Origin of the sequence: Pseudomonas sp. OV546 (assembly GCF_900116845.1) — a bacterium.
Classification (GTDB): domain Bacteria; phylum Pseudomonadota; class Gammaproteobacteria; order Pseudomonadales; family Pseudomonadaceae; genus Aquipseudomonas; species Aquipseudomonas petroselini.
The window spans coordinates 1-23,855 of sequence record NZ_FPCE01000011.1 but is presented as its reverse complement, the minus strand read 5'-3'; the positions used below and the strand labels follow the sequence as shown (position 1 = coordinate 23,855).

The following is a 23,855-nucleotide window of genomic DNA, read 5'->3' as shown; positions in this document are numbered from 1 at the left end:
CTGCGGCACTTGCGAAGGGTTACGCCCAACGACGGTGTGATGCGAAACATTATTAATTAAGACGGCTGCGCCAGGATGCCTGGACCGTGGCACTCAACGGCAACAATTTGTTCGACAAAAGCTATTACAACACGGTCGGCACCGCCTCCTGGGGCAACTTCTACGGTGAACCACGCAATTTTACAGTGAGTTTGAAAAGCAACTTCTGCTCCGGCGAAAGCCCCGGTGGCAGGGCACTAAGTGCGCCTTTCCACACTCTCTTTGTCCCCCTTTTCTACCTCGTTTCGAAAAAGGTTTCACCTTTAAGCAGGCAAAATCCTGCATTTGTTCCTACACTCAAAAACACAGCCAATGACTGAGTTTTCAGACAAGGAACGTCAATAAAATGCCTCAAAAAAGACTGGTTAACCTATCTAGCACGACACTCCCGCAGCATCGTCAATCAATTGACTAACCATACAAGGAACACTCCTTTAGTCACTACCCCCGCAAGATCAATTCAAATGGTTAGTTGTTTTTGTATCGTGCATTTGAATTGGAAAGTTGCGTATTACCCAGAGTAGTCGTTCGGCCTACGTTCTAAAGCGGCTCGCCGCCTTATTGAGCCAATAGCCGAACAGTGGAATCTGGAGTGCAATGAGGGATGTTTATATGCGAGATAAGTCGTCCGTCGACAGCCTGTTTTTAACGCGCGCCGGTTTTGTTGAGTTCTTTGTTGTATTCGTCAAGTTGATCCATGGCTTGAGTGCCATTTTACCCCCACTGGTCCTGGTGCTCATCCTGGACCCGATGGACCCCGAGCTGCGCGCCCACTTCCTGGGCCTGCTGGTTTTTTTCGCGGTCCTGACCATTATTCTGTTCCAGGCTCTGGGCATCTATTCCGAGGAATTGTTCAGCAACCGCCTGCGCCTGAAAATCAAGATCAAGGCCTGGACCGCGGCGTTTTGCATTCTGCTGTTCATGTACCAGATCCTGCAGTTTTTCCCGCAATTGACCCCGCGTAACCTAGTGGTCTGGTACATCGCCAGCCTGGGCTTGTTTTGCCTTGAGCGCCTGGTGATGCTGCGCCTGTACAGCCGGCTGATGCGCGCCGGCAAATACCTGCAACGCACGGTGATCCTGGGGTTTACCGACACCGCTGTGCATGTCGCCGATCACCTGCAGCGCAACGGTGATATCCGCTCCGGGTTGGTGGGGTTTATCGACGACCGCACCGAGCGCATTCCCAAGGAACTGAGCAACCTGCCCCTGCTGGGCAACACCCGCGACCTGGAAAAGCTGATCCGCGCCGAGCAGGTCAATCAGGTGATGATCTGCCTGCCCTGGGCCGCCGAGCAGCGCATCCACGGGCTGGTCAACCGCCTGCGGCAGCTGTCGGTGAATGTCATGCTGGTGCCGGACATGGCTGCCCTGCGCTACGGCCATAGCAAGATCACCGATGTGGGCGGCATCTTGATGTTCAACACCTCGCAGTTGCCGCTGCGCGGCTGGTCGCCGGTGATCAAACGCTGTGAGGACTTACTGTTGGCCAGCCTGGCGCTGGTGTGCCTGTCACCAGTGATGCTGGCGACGGCGATTGCGATCAAGCTCGACTCCAAGGGCCCGGTGCTGTTTCGCCAGAACCGCTATGGCTACAACGACAACGAAATCCGCGTGTTCAAATTCCGCTCGATGTACACCGACCAGAGCGACTTCACCGCCGAACGCCAGACCACCCGCGAAGACCCGCGCATCACCCGCGTGGGCCGCATCATCCGCAAGACCAGCATCGACGAGCTGCCACAGTTGTTCAACGTGCTACTGGGCAACATGTCCATGGTCGGCCCGCGCCCGCATGCCACCGCGACCAAGGCGGCAGGCGTTCCCTTCGAGGTGGCGGTGAGCGAATACAGCTCACGGCACCGGGTAAAACCGGGCATCACCGGCTGGGCGCAGATCAATGGTTACCGGGGCGAGACCGACACCCTGTTCAAGATCCAGAAACGTGTCGAGTACGACTTGGAGTACATCTCCAAGTGGTCGGTGTGGTTTGACTTGTACATCGTCTTCATGACGGTCCCCGCCGTCCTTTCCACCAAGGAAGTGTATTGATGAACACACTCAACGGATTAATTCCCTGCATCATTTCCGGTGGTTCGGGCACGCGGCTGTGGCCGGTGTCGCGGCAGAACATGCCCAAGCCGTTCATGCGCATGCGCGATGGCCAGAGCCTGCTGCAGAAAACCTTCCAGCGCGCGGCCAAATTGCCCGGCGTGGAAAGCGTGTTGACGGTGACCAACCGCGACCTGCTGTTCCGCACCCTGGATGACTACCGCCTGGTCAACAAGGCCCACCTGCCCCTGGACCTGTTGCTCGAACCGTTCGGCCGCAACACGGCGGCAGCGATTGCCGTGGCGGCGCTGCATGTGCAGGAACATTTCGGCGGTGAGGCGCAGTTGCTGGTGATGCCCGCCGACCATCTGATCCTCAATGAAGTGGCGTTCGCCGAGGCCGTGGCCCAGGCCCGCGACCTGGCCGAAGCCGGCTACCTGGTGACCTTCGGCATCCAGCCCGATCACGCGGAAACCGGCTTTGGCTATATCGAACAGGGCGAGCCGCTGAGCACCGGCAACCGGGTCAAGCGCTTCGTGGAAAAACCCGACTTGGCCACCGCCCAGGGCTACCTCGACGGCGGCAAGCACCTGTGGAACGCCGGCATGTTCTGCTTCAAGGCCAGCACCCTGGTGGAGGAACTCGCCGCCCATGCCCCCGACGTGCTGGAATCCGCCCGCGCCGCGCTGGACCACAGCCAGAGCCTGCAAAACAAAACCTCACGCCAGCGTGAACTCGACTCGGAAGCATTCGGCAGCGCGCCGGATGTGTCCATCGACGTGGCGCTGATGGAGAAGTCCAAGCAAGTCGCCGTGGTGCCCTGCGACATCGGCTGGAGCGATATCGGCTCGTGGGAGGCCCTGCGCCAGCTCACCCCCAGCGATGCGCATGGCAACCAAGTCAATGGCGAAGCGATTTTGCATGACGTGCACAACTGCTACATCGACTCGCCCAAGCGCGTACTCGGCGCCGTGGGCGTGCGCGACCTGATCATCGTCGACACCCCCGATGCGCTATTGATCGCCGACGCCCACCGCAGCCAGGACGTGCGCTACATCGTTGCCGAGCTCAAGCGTCAGAACCATCCGGCGTACAGCCTGCACCGCACGGTCACACGGCCGTGGGGCACCTACACCGTGCTGGAGGAAAGCAGTCGCTTCAAGATCAAGCGCATCGTGGTCAAGCCCCAGGCGTCGTTGTCGCTGCAAATGCATCACCACCGCAGCGAACACTGGGTGGTGGTCAGCGGCGCGGCGCAGATCACCAACGGCGAGCGTGAGTTTTTGATCAACGCCAACGAGTCCACCTACATCCCGGCCGGGCACAAACACCGGCTGACCAACCCCGGCATCATCGACTTGGTGATGATCGAGGTGCAGAGCGGCGAGTACCTGGGCGAGGACGACATCGTGCGCTTCGACGACATCTACGGGCGCGCCCCGGCAGACGTGAAAAAATGACATGCGCACTTCATTGATCATCCCGACCCGTAACGCCTCCAGCCACCTGGCCCGCTTGCTGCCGGCGCTGAAGATGCAAACCCTGCAACCTGACGAAACGCTCGTGGTGGACAGCGCCTCCAGCGATGACACCGTGGCGCGCTTTCGCGCGTTTGGTGCACGGGTCGAGGTGATCGACGCGCGCGACTTCAACCACGGCGGCACCCGGCGCTGGGCCAGCGAACAGGTGAGCGGCGACGCGTTGATCGTGATGACCCAGGACGCGATTCCCGCCACCCCGGAAACCTTCGCCAACCTGCTCGCGGAGTTGCAGCAGGACCCGCTCAACGGCGTGGCCTACGGGCGCCAGTTGCCCCACCCCGATGCGGGCGTGTTGGGCGCGCAATCGCGGCACTTCAACTACCCGGAACAGAGCCGCAGCAAAAGCCTGGCCGATGCGCCGGAACTGGGGATCAAGACCTGCTTCAGTTCCGACTCGTTTTCCGTGTACCGGCGCAGCGTGCTGCAAGCGGTGGGCGGGTTCCCGGCCGACGTGATCGGCAGCGAAGACGCTTTCGTGGCGGCGCGCATGCTGCTCGACGGCTACAAGGTGCGCTACGCCGCCACGGCGCTGGTGCATCACTCCCACGATTACAAGCTCATGGATGAGTTTCACCGCTACTTCGACATTGGTGTGTTCTATGGCCGCGAGCCGTGGATCAAGCAGGCCTTTGGCGATGCGGGGGGCGAAGGCAAGCGCTATGTGCTGGCCGAACTCGCAGCCTTGCGCAAGGCCGGCGCCTTGCACCGCGTCCCCGAAGTGCTGGTGCGCAGTGCGTTCAAACTGCTCGGCTATCGGCTGGGCCATCTGGAGCGTCGCCTCCCCCTCGCCCTCAAGCGGCGCATCAGCATGTTTCCCGGTTATTGGAGGTGAGCATCATGACCTACAGGAAGTCCCCCTTGATGAAACAAACCCTGCTCGTCGTGGCCATGATGGCCCTGGCCGCCTGCAATACACCGGCGCGCATCGTCTCGCCGGACAGCGACACCGTCGAGGCCGGCAAGCGCGCCCTCGACCAGCTTGCCCAGCTGCCACCGGCGGTGGAGCGCATCCGCATCGGCGACCAGTTGCGCATCGTGCGCGATGCCGGCGAGATGCCGACGCTGTCAGCGTTCAACGTCAGCACCATCTACGAGCTGACGCTGTACACCGTGCAGACCGACGGCAAGATCAACTACCCGTTCCTGGGGCCGATCCAGGTCGCCGGGCGCCAGCCTTCGGAGCTGGCCACGGAGCTGACCAGCAAGCTCGCCCCGGTGTACCGCGAGCCACGCGTGACGGTGAACATCAACCAGGCGCCCGCCAGTTCAATCATTGTCGGCGGCGCGGTGAACAACCCGACGGCGGTGCAAATCGCCACGGCCAATACCCTGGAGCAGGCGATTATCGGTGCCGGCGGGGTCAGCCCGGCAGGCAATGCCAGCATGGTCGCACTGCTGCGCGAAGACGCCCAGGGCGCGTATCGCGCGTATTTCCTGGACTTCAGCCAACTGCTTAACACCGGCCCCAATGGCCGCAAACCCGTGCACCTGCAACGTGGCGATGTGGTGTTCGTGCCCAAGTCGAACGTGGGCGAGCGGATCCAAGGGGTGGACACCTACATGAACCAACTGATCCCGTTCACCAAGTCCATTGGGGTTGGCTACAACTACACCCGAACCAGCGGCGGCAACAACTAAAGGAGCGACATCCCAATGATCGAGATCCGTTCTTTTCGTGATCTTCTGCGCTTGTTCTTCATCTTCCGGCACGAGTTCAAACTGGCGGCGATTGCCGCGCTGGTGATCATCCTGCTGGGGGCGTTCCTGCTGCCGGCCAAGTACGAATCCACTGCGCGGCTGTTGGTGAAACCAGGGCGTGATTCGACCCTGCCGATCGAGATCAGCAACCGCCAGGCGCTGGTGATGCCCAGCACCCAGCGTGACCCGATTGTCGACGAGGAGCGTTTGCTCACCGGTCGCCCCATCGTGCGCGCCGTGGCTGAACATTACCTGGAAGTGATCGACAACGCGCCGCCGCCGGAAGGCTTCTGGAAGCGCACCAAATACTACGTCAAGAGCGGCGTGGGGGCGGTGTTCGACGGCATCCGCGTGGTGCTGGAAACCGTCGGTGTGGTTGAGAAAACCACCCCGGTGGAACGCCTGGCCGCCGGCCTGGAAAAGAACTTTGAGGTGAGCCACGCCGCCGGTTCCACGGTGATGGACATCAGCTTCAAGTGGGGCGACCCGGAGATCGCCCAGGCGGTGGTCAAGGATTGGGTCGAAACCTACATCAACGAACGCACCCAGGCCCTGGGCCGCAAGAGCCTGTACGCCTTCTACGAAGGCCAGGCGGCCAACAGCGCCACTGAGATCAAGAGCTACAAGCAGCAGATCCTCATCCACCTGAATGAGATCGGCGCCGCCAGCATCACCGACCGTTTGGAAGACCTGTCCGAGCGCATCAACGTGCTGCGCGGCGAGACCTTCAACACCACGCGACTGATCGCTTCGTCCGACAGCGCCATCCAGAGCACGCGCAGCCAGCTCAAGGGCCAGCCCAAGGAAGTCACCACGGTGCGCCAGATCGCACTGAACCCGCAGCAGCAGGATTTGCGTCGCCTGCTTAACCAGAAGCTGCTGGAAAAGGCCGACATGATGCGCACCTACACCGACAACGCGCCGCCGGTCAAAGCCCTCGATGCCTCGATCCGTGCGATGCAGGTTCAGGTCGCCAATGAGAGCAACACGGTGCAAGCCTCGGAGAACCGCGCGCCGAACACCCTGGAAATCCACCTGCAGCGCGTGCTGCTGGACGAAACCAGCAACAACCAGGCGCTGCGTACCCAGTTGGTCCAACAGCAAAAACAACTGTTGAACCTCGAAGAACAACGCAAGCAAGCCCTGGAAATCGAACCCGAACTGGCGCGCCTCTCCCGCGAGCTGAACACCACCGAGCGCAACTACGCGCTGTACGTGGACAACCTGGAAAAATCGCGCATCGACCGCGAGCTGGACAACAGCCAGATCAGCAACATCGCCGTGATCGAAGAAGCCACCCTGAACCCGGGCCGGATTTTCCCGAAAACCCTGGTGATGCTGTTCCTGGCGATCCCGTTTGCCATCGTCGTCGGCTTGCTGGTGATCTACCTGTGCTACCTGCTCGACCAGCGCATTCACGACGGTGGCCTGGTGGAACGCAAGTTCGGCCTGCCGCTGTGGACCACCCTGCCGGAGCTGGACACCACCACCGCGCAAAGCGCCAACGCGTTCAATGCGAGCATCTACCGGCTGTACAGTTTGCTGCAGCCCGACCGCATCGCCGAAGAGGGCCTGGTGCTGGGGCTGACGTCGGCACGCCACGGCGAAGGGGTGACGTTTGTGGTCGAGCAACTGCGCCAACTGCTGCGTGAGAATGGCGTCAATGTGCGCGTGGGCGGGTTGGAGCCGGCTGCACCGGGTGAAGTGGTGCTGCTGGACGCCTCGGCCCTGCTGGACAACCGCGAAGCGTTTATCGCGCTGCGCCGCGCCGACCTGATCGGGCTGGTGGTGGAGGCGCGCAAAAGTACCGTGCCGGTGGTCGAGCATGCGCTGTCGATCCTCAACACCGCGTTCGGCAAGGTGGACGGCATCATCATCAACCGGCGCAAGTTCGAAGTGCCGAGCAAGGTGCTGCAGACCATCGGTAAATACCGGGGGGCGTTCTGATGCGGATCGCCCTGCTCGCACCCTTGCCGCCGGAGAAAAACGGGATCGCCGACTACGCGAACCATTTCCGCACGGCCTTGGAACACCTTGGTGTGACGGTGCTGACGCCGTTGGCCGGTGTCGCGGGCAACTCCGAGGCGATCCAGCCAGCCATCCGCGCGTTCGACTGGCAAGCCGTCGACCTGGTACACGCCGAGCTGGGCGGTGGGCGGCTGGGGGAATTCCTGGCCTTGCGTGAACTGCGCAAGGCGTACCCCCGATTGCCATTGACGGCCACCGTGCATGATCCGGAGCGCATGGTGTGGCGGCGTGAGCACCTGCCGTTTCCGCTGAACCTGCTGGAGCGCCTGCCCAGCCCATTGCCCCAGGCCGCCGTGGTGCTGGCCGACCCGCTGACCGTGCGCGAAGAACGCCAGGTTGCCAAGGGGCTGACCCGGCTGGTGACCCTCACCCGCCTGGGCGCCGACTGCCTGATCCAGCGCATGCAACTGCCTGCCGGCAAAGTGGCGGTGATCAACCACGCCAACCTCGCCGTTCCACCGGCCCCGTTGCCGTCGCTCGACACGCTGCACCTGCTGTACTTTGGGTTTATCTACCGTGGCAAAGGCATCGAAGACCTGGTGCAGGCCCTGGCGGATGTGTTCAAGCAAGCCCCCGAATTGCGCGACCGCGTGCGCCTGACCCTGGCCGGTGGCACCGCCGCGGAAATGGCGTTTGGCGCGGGCGGTAACTACCTGGAGCAGTTGACCGCGCAGATCGCCGCGCTGGGCCTGACCGGTTGCATCGACTGGCGGCTGAACCTGCCCGCCGATGAAATTGCCCAGACCATCCAGGCGCACCATGTGATGGTGCTGCCGTATCGCGAATCGAAAAAACTCGGCCTGCTGGGGCGCCAGCGCGGCACCAGCGGCGCGTTGTCCTGGGCCACCGCCTGCGGGCGCGGCGCGATCACCTCCGATGCGCGCGCGTTCGCCGAGGAGGTCGCCAGCGGCAACGGTGCGATCTACCCCGAAGGTGATGTGGCCGCGCTCAGCGAACAACTGTTACGCCTGGCACGCACGCCGCTATTGGCCAGGGACTGGGCCGAACGCGCCGGGGAGATTGGCCGCGAACGTCTTTGGCCGTTGACGGCGCAGAAATTCAAGCAGCTCTTCGAAGAGGCCATTGCAGGGTCGACCTATGGCACGTAAACGCACCTACCTTGCCACCTTCGCGGTGGTCGCGGCCCTGGGCCTCAGCGCATTTTTGTGGGGTCGCCAGGCGGACGCCGAAAGCCATGTGCTCAAGGGCAGCAAGGAGGTGGTGTGGAAGGATTTCCTGGGGGTGAACGCGCAGTTCTTGTGGTTCAGCCCCGAGCGCTACCAGAAGCAGATCGACCGTCTCAAGGCCCTGGGCCTGGAGTGGGTACGCCTGGATTTGCACTGGGATCAGCTGGAGACTGCGCAGAATCAATACAAGCTCGCCACCCTCGATGAACTGGTAGGCAAGCTGCAACAGAACCAGATCAAGTCGGTGTTTTACCTGGTCGGTTCGGCGCGTTTTATCACCAGTGCCCCGCCGCTGTCGATGTACCCGGACCAGTACCCACCGAAAGACCCCAACGTGTTCGCCAACCGCATGGCGTTGCTGTCCCAGCGCTACCCCAGCGTCGATGCCTGGCAAGTCTGGAACGAACCGAACCTGCTGGGCTTCTGGCGCCCGGCGGCAGACCCGGCGGGTTACGCCAAACTGCTCACCGCCACCACCCAAGCGTTGCGGGTGGTAAACCCGAACAAACCCGTGGTGGCCGCCGGCATGGCATTCTTCAGCGAAATGCCCAATGGCCAGACCATGTTCGACGCGTTGGGCGCGCTGGGCGTGGCCAGCCTGAATACGGTGGTGTCCTATCACCCCTACACCCAATTGCCCGAAGGCAACGACCCGGCCAACCTGGACTTCATCGCCAAGACCACCCAGCTCAACCAGGCCCTGCGCAACGGCGGCGTGAATACCCTGTGGAGCACCGAGTGGGGCTGGTCAACCTACAAGGGGCCCAAAGACGCCCAGGACATCATCACGCCCCAGGCACAGGCCGACTACGTGGTTCGCCGCCTGGCGCTGATGAGTGCGATGGATTACGACAAGATCTTCCTGTTCACCTTGAGCGACCTGGACCAGCGCGCCAGCATCCGTGATCAGTCCTATGGCTTGTTGGATATCGACACTAACCCCAAGCCCGTCTACACCGCATTGAAGAATTTCCTCGACGTCAGCGGACCGAAGCTCACGCCGGGCGATCCGCCGGTCGCCGACCAGCTGCCGGACGGCCTGTTCAGCATCGGCTGGACCCGCGCCGACGGCCGCAAGCTGTGGTTTTTCTGGTCAGCCCAGGGTGGCAGCGCGCACTTGCCGGGCCTGGCCAGCGCCACCCTGTACGACCCGCTGCGCGGCACACAAACGCCGGTGAGCGGTACCAATGGCCTGACCGTACCGGTCAAGTCGAACCTGCAAATTCTGTTATGGGAGTGAGGCCTGCCATGCGCATTCTGTGGATTTTGCCCTACTCACCCTGGCCCGCCACCAGCGGCGGCAAGACGCGCCAGTTCCATCTGCTGCGCAGCCTGGCCGCACGTGGGCACCAGATCACCCTGCTGCTGCAGGACAAACACCCGGTGTCACTCACCGACCGCAAGGTGCTGGAAGCGTTTCTCGAACAACTGATCATCCTGCCGCGCCGCCCGCTGCGCAGCGCCACAACGCTGCTGGCCGGGCTGTTCGCGCCCTACCCGCTGCTGGCCAGCGTGAATGGGCTGTCGGGTGAATTGCAGGACACTTTCAATTGGTTGCTGGGTGAGCGCTGGGACGTGGTGCAGATCGAGCACAGCTACAGCTTCCAGCCGTACGAAGCGGCGCTGGCGCGTAAATCCCAACCCTTTGTGCTGACGGAACACAACGTTGAATCAGCCCTTGGCGCCGCCACCTACGACCGCTTGCCGGGTTGGTCGCTGCCATTCATTCGCTACGATCAATGGCGCTACACCCGCTGGGAACGTCGCGTGATGCGCCAGGCCACGCAGGTGGTCGCAGTGACCGACAGCGATGCACAGACCCTGGCAAAGATCGCCGGCAAACCGGTGTCGGTGGTCGTCAATGGCGTGGACTGCGACCACTTCGCTGCCGCCCGCCCTGACCCGTCGGCACGCCGCGTGCTGTTCCTCGGCAATTATGAATACGCCCCCAACGTGGACGCCATCGAGTGGGCCCTGGACGAGATCCTGCCCAAGGTCTGGGAGCGTTGCCCGGACGCGCGCATGAGCGTGTGCGGCTTCGGCATGCCCGACACCTGGCGGGAACGCTGGCAGGACCCGCGCATTGAGTGGCAGGGGTTTGTGCCCAACCTGCTGAGCCTGCAATCGAGTTCCTCGGTGTTTCTGGCGCCGTTGCGCCATGGCGGCGGTTCCAAGCTCAAGGTGCTCGAAGCGCTGGCGGCCGGCTTGCCGCTGGCGAGTACCGAGCAAGGTGTATCGGGGCTGGACCTGGTGGAAGGCCTGGACTACCTCGGAGGCCAAACCGCCGCCAAGCTGGCGGATGCCGTGGTGCGCCTGCTGCAATTTCCCGACGCCGCCGCGCCCATGGGCGAAGCCGGCCGCGCCTATGTGCGTCGCGCCCATGACTGGAGCGTCGCCGCCAGCCAACTGGAAACGGTGTACGCCGCCCTTTCACCGCAGAATCAAAAGGAGCCCGCATGCGTGTAGGCCTGGATTACCGCACCGTCGGCACCTCGCCGCAATCGGGCATCAGCCGCCAGGTGTACGCGCTGGAAAGCGCCCTGCACAGCCTGCCGGGCATTGAGCTTGAGCGGTTTACCGTGGCGCCCCTGGGCGATGAAACCCGCTTGCAGGCCCACTGCCCGGCCTGGGGCTGTGCCAAGACCGCCATGCACCAGCCGCAGAATCGCCTGCGTTTCGAGGCCGGTTTTCTACCGCGCGCCTTGCGTGAGCAGCGTATCGATCTGTACATCAGCACCTTCAACATGGGCCTGCCCTTGCCGCCCAAGCCGAAGGGGCTGCGCACCGTGGTGCTGTTGCACGACCTGTTCCAGATCACCCTGAACAACTACCACGCCAACCGTTTGAAGGCGCTGATCTACAAGACCAGCGATCGCCTGTCGATTGCCTACGCGGTGCACAGCGCCGACCGTGTGTGGACGCCGTCGCAGTACAGCGCCGATGAAACCGCGCGGTTGTTCCCCAAGGCAGCCGGCAAGATTCGCGTGCTGCCCAACCAGGTCGATGGTTTTTCCGCACTGGCAGCGGACCTCAGCGCACGGCAATTGCCCGAGCGCTATTGGTTGCTGGTGGGCACCCGCGAGCTGCGCAAGAACGTGCCGTTCCTGGTGGAGGCCTGGCAACAGGCGCGGCGTCAGTCCCCCGCCGTTCCGGAGTTGGTGCTGGTGGGCAGCCTCGACCATCTGCCTGAAGCGCAGCGCGCACTGCCGGGCATTCGCGCGCTGAGTGGCGTGTCGGATGCCGAACTGCACGCGCTGTACCGCCGGGCCTCGCGCCTGTGGCAACCGTCGTACGCCGAAGGCTTTGGCCTGCCGGTGATCGAAGCCCTGAGCGTCGGCACCCCGGTGGCGGTGGCCAGCGGCACGTCGCTGGATGAGATCACGCCACCGTCGGCACCGCGCTTTTCGCCCACCGATGGCCCGGCGTTGACGCAGTTGATGGTCAGCCTGAGCGAACAGGCCGATGAAGCATCGCCCGAGCAACGCCGGCAATGGGCGGAACGCTTCAACCATCACGCTTATCAACGGCGCCTGGCCGAACTGATCAAGGAGCTGACGTGAACGTGAACCTGCCCAGTCTCGTCGCGATCCTCTTTGGGCTGCTGTTTGGCGCCCTCGCCCTGCTGCTGTCACCGGCCAAGGCGTTCCTCGCCGTGATCGGCCTGGCCGGGGCAGTGACCATCCTGCGCTTTCCGTTCTGGGGCCTGTTGTTGTTTGCCCTGGTCGCCACGTTCATGCCGTACTCCACCGTTAACCTGGGCATTCGCAGCACCGTCAGCGAAGCCATCCTGGCACTGACCTGGGGCGCGGTGCTGTGGCACAACTTGCTGACACGCCTGCCTGACCCACCGAGCCTCACCCGCCGCCCCACCGACCAGATGCTGTTGTGGCTGATGCTGTTCAGCGTGTTCCCGTTTATCGTCGGCCAGATCACCATTCACGCCGACACCAGCGGCGTGGCCAATTGGTTGCGCTGGCTGCTGAGCCTGTCGTCGGTGTTCCTCTGCGCCAAATTGCTGGTGGACCACAAGCACCGCGAATCCCTGGTGATCGCCTTGCTGCTGGGCAGCCTGGCGATGCTGGTGCTGTCGATCGCGGTGTTCGTGCGCACGCGCTCCGGGGCCGGTATTGCGCCGATCCTGGCGCTGTTCAATTACGGCAACTTCGACATGCTGAAATTCGGCCTGGAGGCCATGTCTTCGCGCATGGGCTCACCGTGGATGCACCCGAATGCCATCGGCGGGATCATGGCGTTGCTGCTGCCCCTGGCCTTTTGCTTCGGCATGACCGAGCAAGGCTGGAAACGCGCATTGGGGCTGAGCGTGGCCTGCCTCGGTGCGGCGGCGTTGCTGCTGGCCAGTAGCCGTGGCGCGATGGTCAGCCTGGCGCTGGTGCTGCTGTGGATGGCCACGCGCCGGGTGCCGTACACCGGGCGTTTGCTGATGATCGGCGCGGCGCTGACGGTGGCGCTGGTGATCGCGTATCCGCCGTTGCAGGAACGCCTGGCGACGATTTTTTCTTCGAGCAACGCCAGTACCGAAGTGCGTTTCGACGAATACCGCATGTTCCCGCAGGCGGTGTTGGCGTATCCGTTCGGCATCGGTTTCAAGGTCGACCCGCCGGTGCCGGGCACCGACTTGTTGGGCATCTCCAACCTGTGGCTGAACTTCATCTACAAGACCGGCATCGTCGGCATGCTGTTCTTTGTGGCGGTGACGGTACGCTGGTGGCGTGAAGCGCGCCCGGACAGCGGCCCGATCCGCCTGACCAAGGACAATGCACTGTGGCTGGGCACCACCGCCGGGATTCTCTCGGCGCTGGTCAGCGGTCTGTTCGACCATTACTTCAGCTTTGCGGTGGTGATGGTTGCGCTGTTCTGGCTGATGGTCGGGATCAATGTGCTGGAGGCGCGGCGACTGTTTCCGGCGCGCCTGCCGCAGGTGAAAAGCGTGGCCGTTCGCGAATCCGTGCTTGATGGCGCGCAGCCCTGATGCTGGGCTCCGCCGTCTGGCTGACGCTGGCGACGCTGCTCGGCCTGTGCCTGGGCTTTGCCCGTGAATGGCTGCTGGTGGCGGCCTGGGGCGCAGGAGAGCGCAGCGATGCGTTCCTGATCGCCCTGTTTTTACCGGAGGCGCTGCGCATGTCGTTGGCCGGCGGCGTGCTGAGCGCCGCTGCGCTACCGCTGTACCTGGCGCGCAAGGACGACGAGCGACTAGGCTGGTTGGCGGTGTTGTTCCCGGCGTTGCTGCTGATCGCGCTGGTCACCAGCCTGCTGCTGACACTGTTGGCGCCGTGGCTGGTGCAATTGCTCGGGCCGGGCTTGGCGGCCAGTGCCACGGCGCTCGCCAGCAATAACTTGCAGATTGTCGCCTGGTGCGTGCCGGGGCTGATGCTGCATGCGCTGTTCAGCATTCCTTTGCAGGCCAGCGAACGTTTTGTGCTGGCAGGCTTGGGCTCGTTGTTGTTCAACCTGCCGCCGGTGACCTACCTCGCACTGGCCGGCACCGCCACCCAACCGCATTCGCTGGCGCTGGCCTGTCTGGCGGGCAGCCTGTTGATGCCGTTGGCGCTGTTGCCATCGATGTGGCGCCAGGGCTGGCGGCCGTGGCATGGGCAGCTGTCGTTGGCGCCGCTGCGGGAATTGGGCCAACGCATCGGTCCCTTGTTATTGAGCAATGGTGCCAGCCAGGGATTGGCGTTGATCGAACGGCTGGTGGCGTCGTTACTGGGCGAAGGCGCGGTGACCTGGGTCAACCTGGCGCGCAAGTTGATGAACCTGCCGCTGATTGCGCTGATGAGCCTCAACCAGGTGCTGCTGGGCATGATGAGCCGCCGCCAGGGCGATGAGCGCCTGGCCCTGCTCAAGCGTGGCCTGGAGACCGCCAGCGTGCTGACCCTGCCCGCCGGCGTCGGCCTGGTGGCGGCGGCCCCGAGCCTGGTGGCGTTGCTGCTGCCCGCGCAATCGCTGGACTCACCGTTGCCGCTGCTGCTGGCCTGGTTTGCCGTGCCGCTGGTATTCGGCGCCTGGAACGCCCTGCTCGCACGTTATGCCTACGCCGCCGGTGACACGCGCCAACCACTGCGCTGCGAGCTGCTCGGCAGCCTGGTCAATGTGCTGTTGCTGGGGGTACTGCCGTTTGTATTCGGGCTGGCGGGCATTCCGTTGGCGGCCCTGGCGGGAGTGCTCTGCACCGCGTTGCTGTTGATGCAACGCCAGGGCTTGCTGGGTGCCCTGCCCTGGGCGCGGCAATGGTTGCTCAGTGGCGTGCTGATGGGCGCGGCGGCGTTGGCACTGTTTCGGATTGAGGGCGTGTGGCTGCAATTGGGGCTGAGCACCCTGGCCGGCGCCGTGGTGTTGCTCGGGATGGGGCTGTGGCTGAAGCCGTGGCGCAAGGCATGAACGATCGATCGGGACGACTCAGATGAAACATCGCTGGATTCAAATGGATATCGCCAAAGGCATCGGCATCCTGGTGATCGTGTATGCACACAGCTGGTTCGTCGCCACCTCGCCGGACGTGCTGTATCCGATACTGGCGTCGTTCATTTTGCCGTTGTTCTTCTTTTTGTCCGGGGTGTTCTTCAAGCCTGAACAACCCTTTGTAGAGATGGCCGTGCGCAAGGCTGACGGCCTGCTCAAGCCGTTTTTCTTCACCATGCTCACCTATGTGATCGTGCGCAGTATCCTGCGTGGCCAGCCGCTGCTGCCGGATATTGGCGGCGTGCTGTATGCCTCGGTGGACACCATCCCGTGGCAGGCGCTGTGGTTTTTGCCACACTTCTGGGTGGCGATCCTGTTCAGTTGGGTCGTGCTCCGACTGATCCAGCGCCTGCCGCTGGCCGTGCGTTGCCTGGTAATGCTGGTGCCCTTGCTGATCGGCATCTGGACGCTGCCGTGGTTCTGGCAACGGCCGGTGACCCTGGGCGGCAGCACTTGGGTACTGCCGGGCCTACCGTTCAGCCTGGATATCACCCTGATCAGCAGCACCTGTTTCATCTACGGCTATCTGCTGCGGGACTGGCTGCGCACCCATGCGGGTTCACTGCTGACCCTGTTGGTGTCGGTCGTGCTGTTTGCCGCCGTGTTCCTCTACCGAGGTGACACCATGGACCTGGCGCAGCGTCGCTACGATCACTGGCTGTGGACCAGCCTGATGGCGGTGATTGGGGTGTACGCGTGCTGGGCGCTGGCGCGGGTGCTGATGGTGTCGGCGCTGATCACGCGCGGGATGACCTACATCGGCCAGTCGACGCTGATCCTGCTGATCTTCCACGGCGAAATCCAACACAAGACCTTCGACCTGATGGAGCGTCTGGGGCTGCCCGCGCTTATCGCGGCCTGCATCGGTTTTGTGGTGGCGGTGGTGGTGCCGTTGTTGATCGGGGAAGTGATCAAGCGGGTGGCGTTCCTGCGGTTTTTCTACTTTCCGTTTCCGGTGCGTAAGGCGGTTGGGGAAAAGGCACCGACTTAAGGACGCAGCAGATCCAACTGTGGGAGCGGCGCCGCAGCTCCCACCTGGAGATTTGTATTTCAGTCGTCGAGGGGCTGAGGGGCTGGCTTGCTGCCGTGCTTGGCAGGCTTGGCGCCCTTGGCTGGCGGCGGTGCTGCAGGTTCAGGTTCCGGGGCGGCGGCGGCCTCTTTTTCAGCCATCGGCATCTGGTCGATAGCGCTGAAAAATTCCTTCAGGTCGAGGGTATCCGGTGGCACGGTCTTCTCGAGTTTCTTCTCGCCGTCCTTGCCCACCAGGATCACCTTGGTGCCGCTGCCCGCACCCAGCTTGAGGGCGCGTATCAGCGCGTTGGTTTCTGGCGGCGTGAGCTTTTTGTTGTCCTTGGGGTCCTTGGCGAACTTCTCGCCTTCGGCACCGATGCTGCCGAACTTCACGGTGTAGAACACCATGCTGCGTTCTTCAAAGGACTGCTTGGTCGCAGGCTCGTCCAACTGTTTCTTGAGGGTCGCCAAGGTGTCGTTGCCGGAATCAAGCTCCACCACCACCAGCGGCCGGGCTTTGCCCAAGTCCTGCTTGAGCGGGTTGATATCATCAGCAGCCAACAGCGGCCCCGTAAAAGCCATCAAGGTAGCCAGGGTCAGCGACCGGATGAGCATGCGCACCTCCTTTAAATTCCATGCAGGGTTCTTGAGTTTCATGTCTGCGACAGTCAAATTCAAGGATGATTCCTACACCACTTTAAGAAAGCGTAGGTCAGGACGCCCGCTACGCAAGGGTTTGGTGGATGTGGCTGTCATTGTTTCCACTGATTGCGGAAACATTATGAGACCTTCCATTCCGGCCAATGCCGAGCAAATACGGGCGCTACGAGGGGGTCGGCATCCACTTGCGCGAGTGTCTGGGCAAAGCCCGGCGCCAGGCCATTCAACGCCTCCCGCGCCTCGTCCCAGCGCGACACTGCAGCCGCCATCAAGCCCAGCGCATTGGGCGCGTTGTTGGCGGCAAACAACTGGTCGGCAAACTGATCGGCGAACACCACCCAGGCCTGGTGCAGGTAGCGCCGGGTGCCGGTGACCAGTTGCGCCTGCACAGTTTCGTTGACGTCGCCCAGCCAGCGTTGCGGGTAGTCGATGATGCCTATCGCCGAATAGCAATTGGCAGCGATGTACACCAGGCCGCGAATGATCTGCGCGCGGTTGCCCGCCAGTAGGTTAGAAGCGGGAAACTCCAGGCCCAGGTGGATCAGGATCGCGGCGCTTTCCGACAGCACCTGGCCGTCGGGGGTGACCAGGGTGGGCACTTGTTTGAGCGGGTTGATGCGGGCCAGTTCGTCGCTGCCCTCGCCGTCGGCCCAAGAGGCTGCGTCTACCCGTCGCCATGGCACCGCACAGCGCTGCAGGGCGATTTCGATCATGCAGGAGCCGGACTCGTCGATGCCATAAAGCGTGTACATGGGCTTTTCCTCCTAGCGTTGCAGTTTGGCCTGCACGTTGGCTTTCACCTGCGGCCATTCCGAATCGATGATGCTGAAGCGCACCGAGTTGCGCTTGCGGCCGTCAGGCATGATGCGTTCGTGGCGCACGATGCCTTCCTGCACGGCACCGAGCCGCAGGATCGCCGCGCGGGATTTTTCGTTGAGTTCGTCTGTGGTGAATTGCACGCGCACGCAGTCGAGCACGTCGAAAGCGTAGGTCAGCAACAGCAGCTTGGCTTCAGTATTGATGCCGCTTTTCTGCGCGGACAGCGCCAGCCAGGTATGGCCGATTTCCAGCTTGCGATTGACCCGGTCGACCTTCCAGAACCGCGTGCTGCCGACCACGTGGCCGGTATCGCGACGCACCAGGGTGAAGGGGATCATGGTGCCAGCGTCGCGGCCCGCCAAGGCGGTGTCGATGTATTGATCGACGGCGTCCGGGCCCGGTACGTGGGTGACCTTGAGGTTCCACAGTTCGCCATCGGCGGCGGCCTCGAGCAAGGCGGCCTTGTGTGCCCTTTGCAGGGGCAGGAGTTCGACCGTGGTGCCGGTCAGTGTGATCTGGGTCATGGAAGCGGCGCCGTGTTTGGGTCGTCAGTACCCAAGAGTGCAGGCACTCACACAAACGAGGCAAGCGTTTTAAAACAGGCCCATTTGCCCACCGACCAGGGTGCTGAAATCGTCATTCACGAACGGCAGGATCGCATCGGCCACCGGCTGCAATTGCCGGGTGACGTAGTGGTCGTAGTCGATGGGCGCCTGGCGCACTTCCAACGGTTCCGGGCCGTTAACGCTGATCACGTAGCTGATCCAGCCACCCCGCTGGTATTGGCGCGGCCGGTTCAAGCGGTCGTTGTACTCATCGGCCAGGCGCGCAGCGCGCACATGGGGCGGGACGTTGCGTTCGTAATCATCCAGCCGGCGGCGCAGGCGTTTGCGGTAGATCAGCAACTCATCGAACTCGCCGCTCAAGGTGCGGCGTACGTAGTCGCGTATGTAGTCTTGATGGGGCTGGCGATGGAAGATGCGCTGGTAGAGTTCCTGCTGGAACCGGCGGGCCAGCGGTGACCAGTCGCTACGTACGGTTTCCAGGCCTTTGTAGACCATGTCTTCGCTGCCATCGCTGCGAACCACCAGGCCGGCGTAGCGCTTTTTGCTGCCCTCCTCCGCACCACGGATGGTTGGCATGAGGAAGCGCGTGAAGTGGGTTTCGTACTGTAATTCCAAGGCGCTTTGCAGGCCGAACGTGGTGTGCAGGTGCTCGCGCCACCAGTCATTGACGTGCTGCACCAACCCTCGGCCGATGCGGCTGGCCTCCTCCTGGGAGTGCGCGCTGCCGAGCCAGACGAACGTGGAGTCGGTGTCGCCGTAGATCACCTCGTAGCCCTGGGCTTCGACCAGTTCGCGGGTCTGACGCATGATCTGGTGGCCGCGCATCGTGATCGACGAGGCCAGTCGGGTGTCGAAGAAACGGCACCCGCTGGAACCGAGTACGCCGTAGAAGGCGTTCATGATGATTTTCAGGGCTTGGGACAGCGGTGCATTGTGTTCGCGCTTGGCCACTTCACGGCCCTCGGAGACCCGCGCGACGATGGCGGGCAAACAGTGCCGGGTGCGGGAAAAACGTGCGCCACGAAAGCCTTCCACCGAGTCGCTGTCATCCGGGTACTTGAGGCCTTCGATCAGGCCGACCGGGTCGATCAGGAAGCTGCGGATGATCGACGGGTAGAGGCTTTTGTAATCGAGCACCAGCACCGACTCGTAGAGACCGGGGCGTGAGTCCATGACAAAGCCGCCGGGGCTGGCCTGGGGTGGTTTGTCACCCAGGTTCGGCGCGACGAAGCCCTGGCGGTGCATCAACGGCATATACAAATGGGTGAACGCGGCGACGGAGCCACCGTTGCGGTCGGCCGGCAATCCCGTAACGCTGGCGCGCTCCAGCAGGAATTTGAGCAGTTCGGTCTTCTCGAAAATCCGCGTAACCAGTTCGCAATCCTTGAGGTTGTAGCGCGCCAGGGCGGGCTTGTCCTCGGCGAACATGCGGTTGATCTCATCCATGCGCTGGTACGGTGTGGAGATGTCCTTACCCTCGCCCAGCAGGGTTTGCGCGACGTTTTCCAGGCTGAAGGATTCGAAGCTCCAAGTGGCCGAGCGCAGGGCTTCGATACCATCAATGATCAGCCGCCCCGCGGCCGCGGCGAAGTAATGGTTGCGGCTGCCGTGCTCGCGCCAAGCCATCGGCTCGTCGCCACGCCCGAGCATGAGCGGCACGTTGAGGCGCTGGGCATGTTCGTGGAGGACGCGCAGGTCGAATTGCACCACGTTCCAGCCGATGATCGCGTCGGGGTCATGCTGGGCGAGCCACTCGTTGAGGCGCTCGAGCAATTGGGCGCGGGTGTCGCAGTAGTCGAGCTTAAAGTCCACCGCGTCAGTTTTGTTCGGCGGGCCGAGCATGTACACCTGGCGCTCGCCGCAGCCTTCGAGGGCAATCGAATAGAGATCGCCCTGGGCGGTGGTCTCGATGTCGAGAGACACCAGTTTCAGCGGCGGGCGGTAGTCGGGCGCGGGCTTCATCTGTGCGTCGCAGAGCACACCGCTGGTATCGGGCGTGCCGCCAAACCACACGGGCGCCGTGATGAAACGCTCCATCATGTAGCGCTCGGGTGGGCGCACGTCGCCTTCGTAGACATCGACACCCGCGGCGCGCAGGCGCTTTTCCACGTCCATCGCCTGGCGATGCTGACGCGTATACAAGCCCAGGACGGGACGGTGGTGGAAATCGCATAGCTGCAACGGGCGCAATTCGATATCGCGCTCCCCCTTGAGCAACCAATCCAGCGGCTTGCGATGGGCTTCGGGGACGAACATCACGGAGGTCTGCACGGGTAGGCGGATAAACCTCGGGCCCTGGTCGGTGGCCAGCCAGAAACTGACCTCCGTGCCCGTCGGCGTATCGCGCCAATGCCGGGTCAGGACAAAACCCTGCTGTAAATCCACCGTACCGCACCTCAGGAATCGCTTTCAGGGCGTGATTCTACTCGGCATCCGCGTGCGCAGATCTTAATCTCGTAAATTTGTTGCGAGGCTTCGACAGGAAAAACGGGCATCAACCCTGATGCCCATCGGGGTTAGGCCTGGCGGGCCTGGTTCAGGTAGGTTTCGATGTTGCCCATCTGCTCGTCCCACCCACGGGAATTCATCTTGAAGGCCTTTTGCCGACGGGCCTGAGGCACGGCGTCAAAGCCCGATTCGACCACTCGCAGCAGAATGCCCGGCGCTCGGTCTTCAATGGTGAATTCCACCAGTGTCGGGGTTTCCTGGTCGTAGTCGACGCCCTTCTCGACCGCGAAGGGGTGCCACCAGAAAGAGAACAGCGTTTGCGGCAGGATGCGTTCGATTTTGGCCTTCCAGATCACGTGTTCGTACCCCGGATAAGTGATAGGCGCCTCGAGCGTTTGCCCAGCAACGAAGGTTTTGCCTTTTAGAGCGATACCAAACCAGCTGCCGAATTGCTCGGCATCGGTGAGGGCTTCCCACACCTTTTTACGTGACGCGTTGAGCAGGACTTTTCGTTCTATGCGATCTAATACGTGCATAAGTCACCTCCTCAATTGACAGTAGGCGACATCAAATAATGCGCAACCTTAGGTTGTAAGCAATGATGATGACCCCATCCTTGAACCGGCAATACGTTATGACTGACCCATTGAATGGAAGTTGCTTCTGCAAAGGCGTGCGCTACCAGGTAGACGGCCTCGACATGCCCATCAGCCACTGCCACTGCAACAGCTGCCGCAAGGTGCATGCGGCGGCATTCGTAGCGACAGCCGGTGTGATGCGTGAGCACTTTCGCTGGACCCAGGGCGCGGAGCTGTTGGCGTCCTTTGAATCGTCGCCAGGTAAATTCAGGCATTTCTGCTCGCGCTGCGGCTCGCATCTGATGGCGGAGCGTGGGCATCAACCGCACGTCATCGTGCGGGTGGCGACGCTGGATGTTGATCCGGGCGCCAGGCCCACCGCGCACATCTGGACAGCCCATGATGTGCCCTGGCTTGTCTATGAGGACGTAGAGCGCTGGGACGAGTGGACGGTTTGATTTAAACCTTTGGGTCTCCTGGCGCTTTGGCCGGGGTCGCATATTGCGGTTTCAAGTGGCCTTCCTGATCGAGTAACCAGGCGTCCATGATCTGGCGCACGACCGGTCCTGCAACGCGACCACCGGCCTCGCCGTTTTCGATCATTACCGAAATCACGATTTTCGGGTGTTCAGCTGGCGCGAAGCCGACAAACAACGCGTTATCACGATGTCGTTCCAGGGTCTTTTCACGGTTGTAACGCTCGCCCTGTTTGATCGCCACCACTTGCGCCGTACCACTCTTACCAGCGATGCGGTATTGCGCGCCTTGTGCGGCGGCACGGGCAATACCGCGAGGATCGTGCATCACCAGTTGCATGCCGTGGTTGACCTGCTCCCAGTCGTGCGGGTTCTTGAGGACTACGTTGGGCATGGGATTTTCGTCCACCGGCGGCACGCCATTAATGGTCTTGGCCAGGTGGGGTCGATTCCACACCCCCTTGTTGGCGATCAACGCGGTGGCTTGGGCCAATTGCAGCGGCGTGACCTGCATATAGCCCTGGCCGATGCCGAGGATCACCGTTTCGCCCGGGAACCACGGTTGACGGCGGGTGGCACGCTTCCATGCCTGGGAAGGCATCAGGCCAGCTGACTCTTCGAACATATCCAGCGACACTTTCTGACCCAGGCCGAACTCAGCCAAGTAGTTGTGCAGGCGGTCGATGCCGAGCTTGTGGGCGAGGTCGTAAAAATAGGTGTCGTTGGAGCGCATAATCGCCGCGTCCATGTCTACCCAGCCGTCACCGCTGTGGTTCCAGTTGCGGTATTTGTGGTCAAAGTCCGGCAGTTGGTAGTAACCGGGATCGAACACGCGGGTTTGGGCGGTGACGACGCCACTGTCCAGGCCGGCGATGGCGACTTCCGGCTTGATGGTCGAGCCAGGCGCATAGAGCCCTCTGAGAACGCGGTTGAACAGCGGTCGGTCGATGGAGTCATGCAGCGCAGCATATTCCTTGAAGCTGATACCGGTAACGAACAGGTTCGGGTCAAAGCTCGGCTTGCTGACCATCGCCAGTACTTCACCGGTTTGCGGGTCGAGGGCAACCACCGAACCTCGGCGATCGCCCAGGGCTTCTTCTGCCGCTTCCTGGAGATGGACGTCGAGGCTCAGGACGATGTTTTTGCCGGGAATCGGGTCGGTGTGCTTGAGCACGCGAAGTACGCGGCCCTGGGCATTGGTCTCGACTTCCTCATAGCCTACGTGGCCATGCAGCTCGGACTCGTAGAAGCGCTCAATACCGGTCTTGCCGATGGACTGGGTACCGCGGTACTCCACCGAGTCGAGGGCTTTGGATTCTTTCTCGTTGATCCGTCCTACGTAACCGATCGAATGGGCAAAGTGAGCGCCCAAGGGGTAGTGGCGAACGAATTGCGGTTCTACGTCTACCCCAGGCAGACGGAATTCGTTTACGGCCAGCAGCGCGATCTGCTCTTCGGTGAGTTCATAAAACAATGTCACAGGCACGAAAGGGTGACGCGCCTGTTTCAGCGCCTTGTCGAATACAGCGCGGTCTTCGGCGGGCAGACGCAGCAAGTTGACAATGGCGTCCAGTTCGCCCTTGAGGTCGGTGGTGCGCTCACGGGTGATGGTCAAGTTGTAGCTGGGACGGTTATCGGCCAGTACGACGCCATTACGGTCATAGATCAACCCACGCGTCGGCGTGATGGGCAGCACGTGGACGCGGTTGTTCTCGGAAATCGTGGAGTGGTAGTCGAACTGTACGACCTGCAGGAAGTACATGCGCCCCACCAGCGCACAGGTGATGCCAATCACGAGCAACGCGCAGGCGAGCAGGCGCTTGTTGACCAGGCGGTTCTCTTTTTCGTGATCCTTGATCGTTATCGGTTCAGGCATTTCTACAGCATCTCGTTGAAGAAGGTCGACGCCGCGTCCTGCGGATGAAAGATCAATCCCTGTGAAAATGTGCTGCACCATACCAAAAATGCAGAAACACTTTGTATCCATTTGCCCAACGGCAGGTTGGAGCATGATTTGGTAGGCCGTAACGGGTAAGCGTGGGCTCTTGAAGATACCGTATTCACAGACGATGCCGGTTTGCTTGAAGCCAACAGAGGAAGCGTGGAATTGCCACGCCCGTTTTTCGACCGCCCAAAACAAAACCCCATCTGCTTTCGCAAATGGGGTTTCGGAATTCAATCTTGACGATGACCTACTCTCACATGGGGAAACCCCACACTACCATCGGCGATGCATCGTTTCACTACTGAGTTCGGGATGGGATCAGGTGGT

20 protein-coding genes and 1 rRNA gene are annotated in these 23,855 nt (G+C 62.1%); 14 read left to right on the top strand and 7 right to left on the bottom strand.

The genetic code is table 11. The features are described from left to right. Positions 1–86 precede the first annotated feature (86 nt). From BM403_RS32605 to BM403_RS22615, 13 genes are all read left to right on the top strand, one after another. Complete coding sequence (locus BM403_RS32605) at positions 87–359, top strand: TonB-dependent receptor (protein WP_093544950.1); 273 nt, start codon at positions 87–89, stop codon at positions 357–359. 292 nt (positions 360–651) lie between these two features. Next, entirely contained in the window at positions 652–2,091 is a 1,440-nt protein-coding gene (locus tag BM403_RS22670) for an undecaprenyl-phosphate glucose phosphotransferase (protein ID WP_046036744.1), read from the top strand. Beyond that, complete coding sequence (locus BM403_RS22665) at positions 2,091–3,551, top strand: mannose-1-phosphate guanylyltransferase/mannose-6-phosphate isomerase (RefSeq protein WP_012723326.1); 1,461 nt, start codon at positions 2,091–2,093, stop codon at positions 3,549–3,551. Before BM403_RS22670 ends, BM403_RS22665 begins: the two co-directional genes overlap by 1 nt. A 1-nt stretch (position 3,552) precedes the next feature. Further along, positions 3,553–4,464, top strand: coding sequence for a glycosyltransferase family 2 protein (locus BM403_RS22660; RefSeq protein WP_012723325.1), 912 nt, complete (start codon positions 3,553–3,555; stop codon positions 4,462–4,464). 29 nt (positions 4,465–4,493) lie between these two features. Continuing rightward, positions 4,494–5,270: a polysaccharide biosynthesis/export family protein gene (locus tag BM403_RS22655; protein WP_093544947.1), complete on the top strand. Its 777-nt coding sequence runs from the start codon at positions 4,494–4,496 to the stop codon at positions 5,268–5,270. Between the two features lie 15 nt (positions 5,271–5,285). Next, positions 5,286–7,277, top strand: a complete 1,992-nt coding sequence (locus BM403_RS22650; protein ID WP_046036743.1) for a GumC family protein — start codon at positions 5,286–5,288, stop codon at positions 7,275–7,277. Further along, the gene (locus BM403_RS22645; RefSeq protein WP_093544944.1) at positions 7,277–8,467 is read left to right on the top strand and encodes a glycosyltransferase; all 1,191 of its coding nucleotides are present in this window, start codon (positions 7,277–7,279) and stop codon (positions 8,465–8,467) included. The genes BM403_RS22650 and BM403_RS22645 overlap by 1 nt, the downstream gene beginning before the upstream one ends. Beyond that, a complete protein-coding gene (locus tag BM403_RS22640; RefSeq protein WP_093544940.1) occupies positions 8,457–9,785 on the top strand; it encodes a GH39 family glycosyl hydrolase in 1,329 nt (442 codons plus the stop codon). Before BM403_RS22645 ends, BM403_RS22640 begins: the two co-directional genes overlap by 11 nt. Before the next feature lie 8 nt (positions 9,786–9,793). After that, positions 9,794–11,011 (top strand): glycosyltransferase family 4 protein, encoded by a 1,218-nt coding sequence (locus BM403_RS22635; RefSeq protein WP_093544937.1) that lies wholly within the window; start codon positions 9,794–9,796, stop codon positions 11,009–11,011. Then, a complete protein-coding gene (locus tag BM403_RS22630; protein WP_093544934.1) occupies positions 11,002–12,105 on the top strand; it encodes a glycosyltransferase family 4 protein in 1,104 nt (367 codons plus the stop codon). Before BM403_RS22635 ends, BM403_RS22630 begins: the two co-directional genes overlap by 10 nt. Positions 12,106–12,107: 2 nt before the next feature. Continuing rightward, positions 12,108–13,535, top strand: coding sequence for an O-antigen ligase family protein (locus BM403_RS22625; protein ID WP_093545243.1), 1,428 nt, complete (start codon positions 12,108–12,110; stop codon positions 13,533–13,535). Further along, on the top strand, positions 13,535–14,944 hold the full coding sequence (locus tag BM403_RS22620) for a lipid II flippase MurJ (protein ID WP_093544931.1): 1,410 nt from the start codon (positions 13,535–13,537) through the stop codon (positions 14,942–14,944). Before BM403_RS22625 ends, BM403_RS22620 begins: the two co-directional genes overlap by 1 nt. 22 nt (positions 14,945–14,966) lie before the next feature. Continuing rightward, positions 14,967–16,016, top strand: coding sequence for an acyltransferase family protein (locus BM403_RS22615; protein ID WP_012723316.1), 1,050 nt, complete (start codon positions 14,967–14,969; stop codon positions 16,014–16,016). A gap of 59 nt (positions 16,017–16,075) precedes the next feature. On the opposite strand, the gene BM403_RS22610 is transcribed toward BM403_RS22615, so the two are convergent. From BM403_RS22610 to BM403_RS22590, 5 genes are all read right to left on the bottom strand, one after another. Continuing rightward, the gene (locus BM403_RS22610) at positions 16,076–16,651 is read right to left on the bottom strand and encodes a DUF4174 domain-containing protein (protein ID WP_093544928.1); all 576 of its coding nucleotides are present in this window, start codon (positions 16,649–16,651) and stop codon (positions 16,076–16,078) included. Between the two features lie 164 nt (positions 16,652–16,815). Next, positions 16,816–17,448 (bottom strand): glutathione S-transferase N-terminal domain-containing protein, encoded by a 633-nt coding sequence (locus BM403_RS22605; RefSeq protein ID WP_012723314.1) that lies wholly within the window; start codon positions 17,446–17,448, stop codon positions 16,816–16,818. A 12-nt stretch (positions 17,449–17,460) separates the two neighbouring features. Then, on the bottom strand, positions 17,461–18,039 hold the full coding sequence (locus tag BM403_RS22600; protein WP_093544925.1) for a GNAT family N-acetyltransferase: 579 nt from the start codon (positions 18,037–18,039) through the stop codon (positions 17,461–17,463). 69 nt (positions 18,040–18,108) lie between these two features. Further along, positions 18,109–20,466: a DNA polymerase II gene (locus tag BM403_RS22595; RefSeq protein ID WP_012723312.1), complete on the bottom strand. Its 2,358-nt coding sequence runs from the start codon at positions 20,464–20,466 to the stop codon at positions 18,109–18,111. A gap of 131 nt (positions 20,467–20,597) precedes the next feature. Beyond that, positions 20,598–21,065 carry an SRPBCC family protein gene (locus tag BM403_RS22590; protein ID WP_012723311.1) on the bottom strand — a complete coding sequence of 156 codons (468 nt, stop codon included), beginning with the start codon at positions 21,063–21,065 and terminating at the stop codon, positions 20,598–20,600. A gap of 98 nt (positions 21,066–21,163) precedes the next feature. On the opposite strand from BM403_RS22590, the gene BM403_RS22585 reads away from it, so the two are divergent. Further along, entirely contained in the window at positions 21,164–21,565 is a 402-nt protein-coding gene (locus tag BM403_RS22585) for a GFA family protein (protein ID WP_093545240.1), read from the top strand. 1 nt (position 21,566) lies between these two features. Here the strand turns inward: BM403_RS22585 and mrdA are convergent, their stop codons facing one another. Both mrdA and rrf read right to left on the bottom strand, forming a co-directional pair. After that, complete coding sequence (gene mrdA / locus BM403_RS22580) at positions 21,567–23,459, bottom strand: penicillin-binding protein 2 (protein ID WP_093544922.1); 1,893 nt, start codon at positions 23,457–23,459, stop codon at positions 21,567–21,569. A gap of 303 nt (positions 23,460–23,762) precedes the next feature. Continuing rightward, positions 23,763–23,855: ribosomal RNA gene (rrf, locus tag BM403_RS22575) — 5S ribosomal RNA — on the bottom strand; the annotation flags it as partial.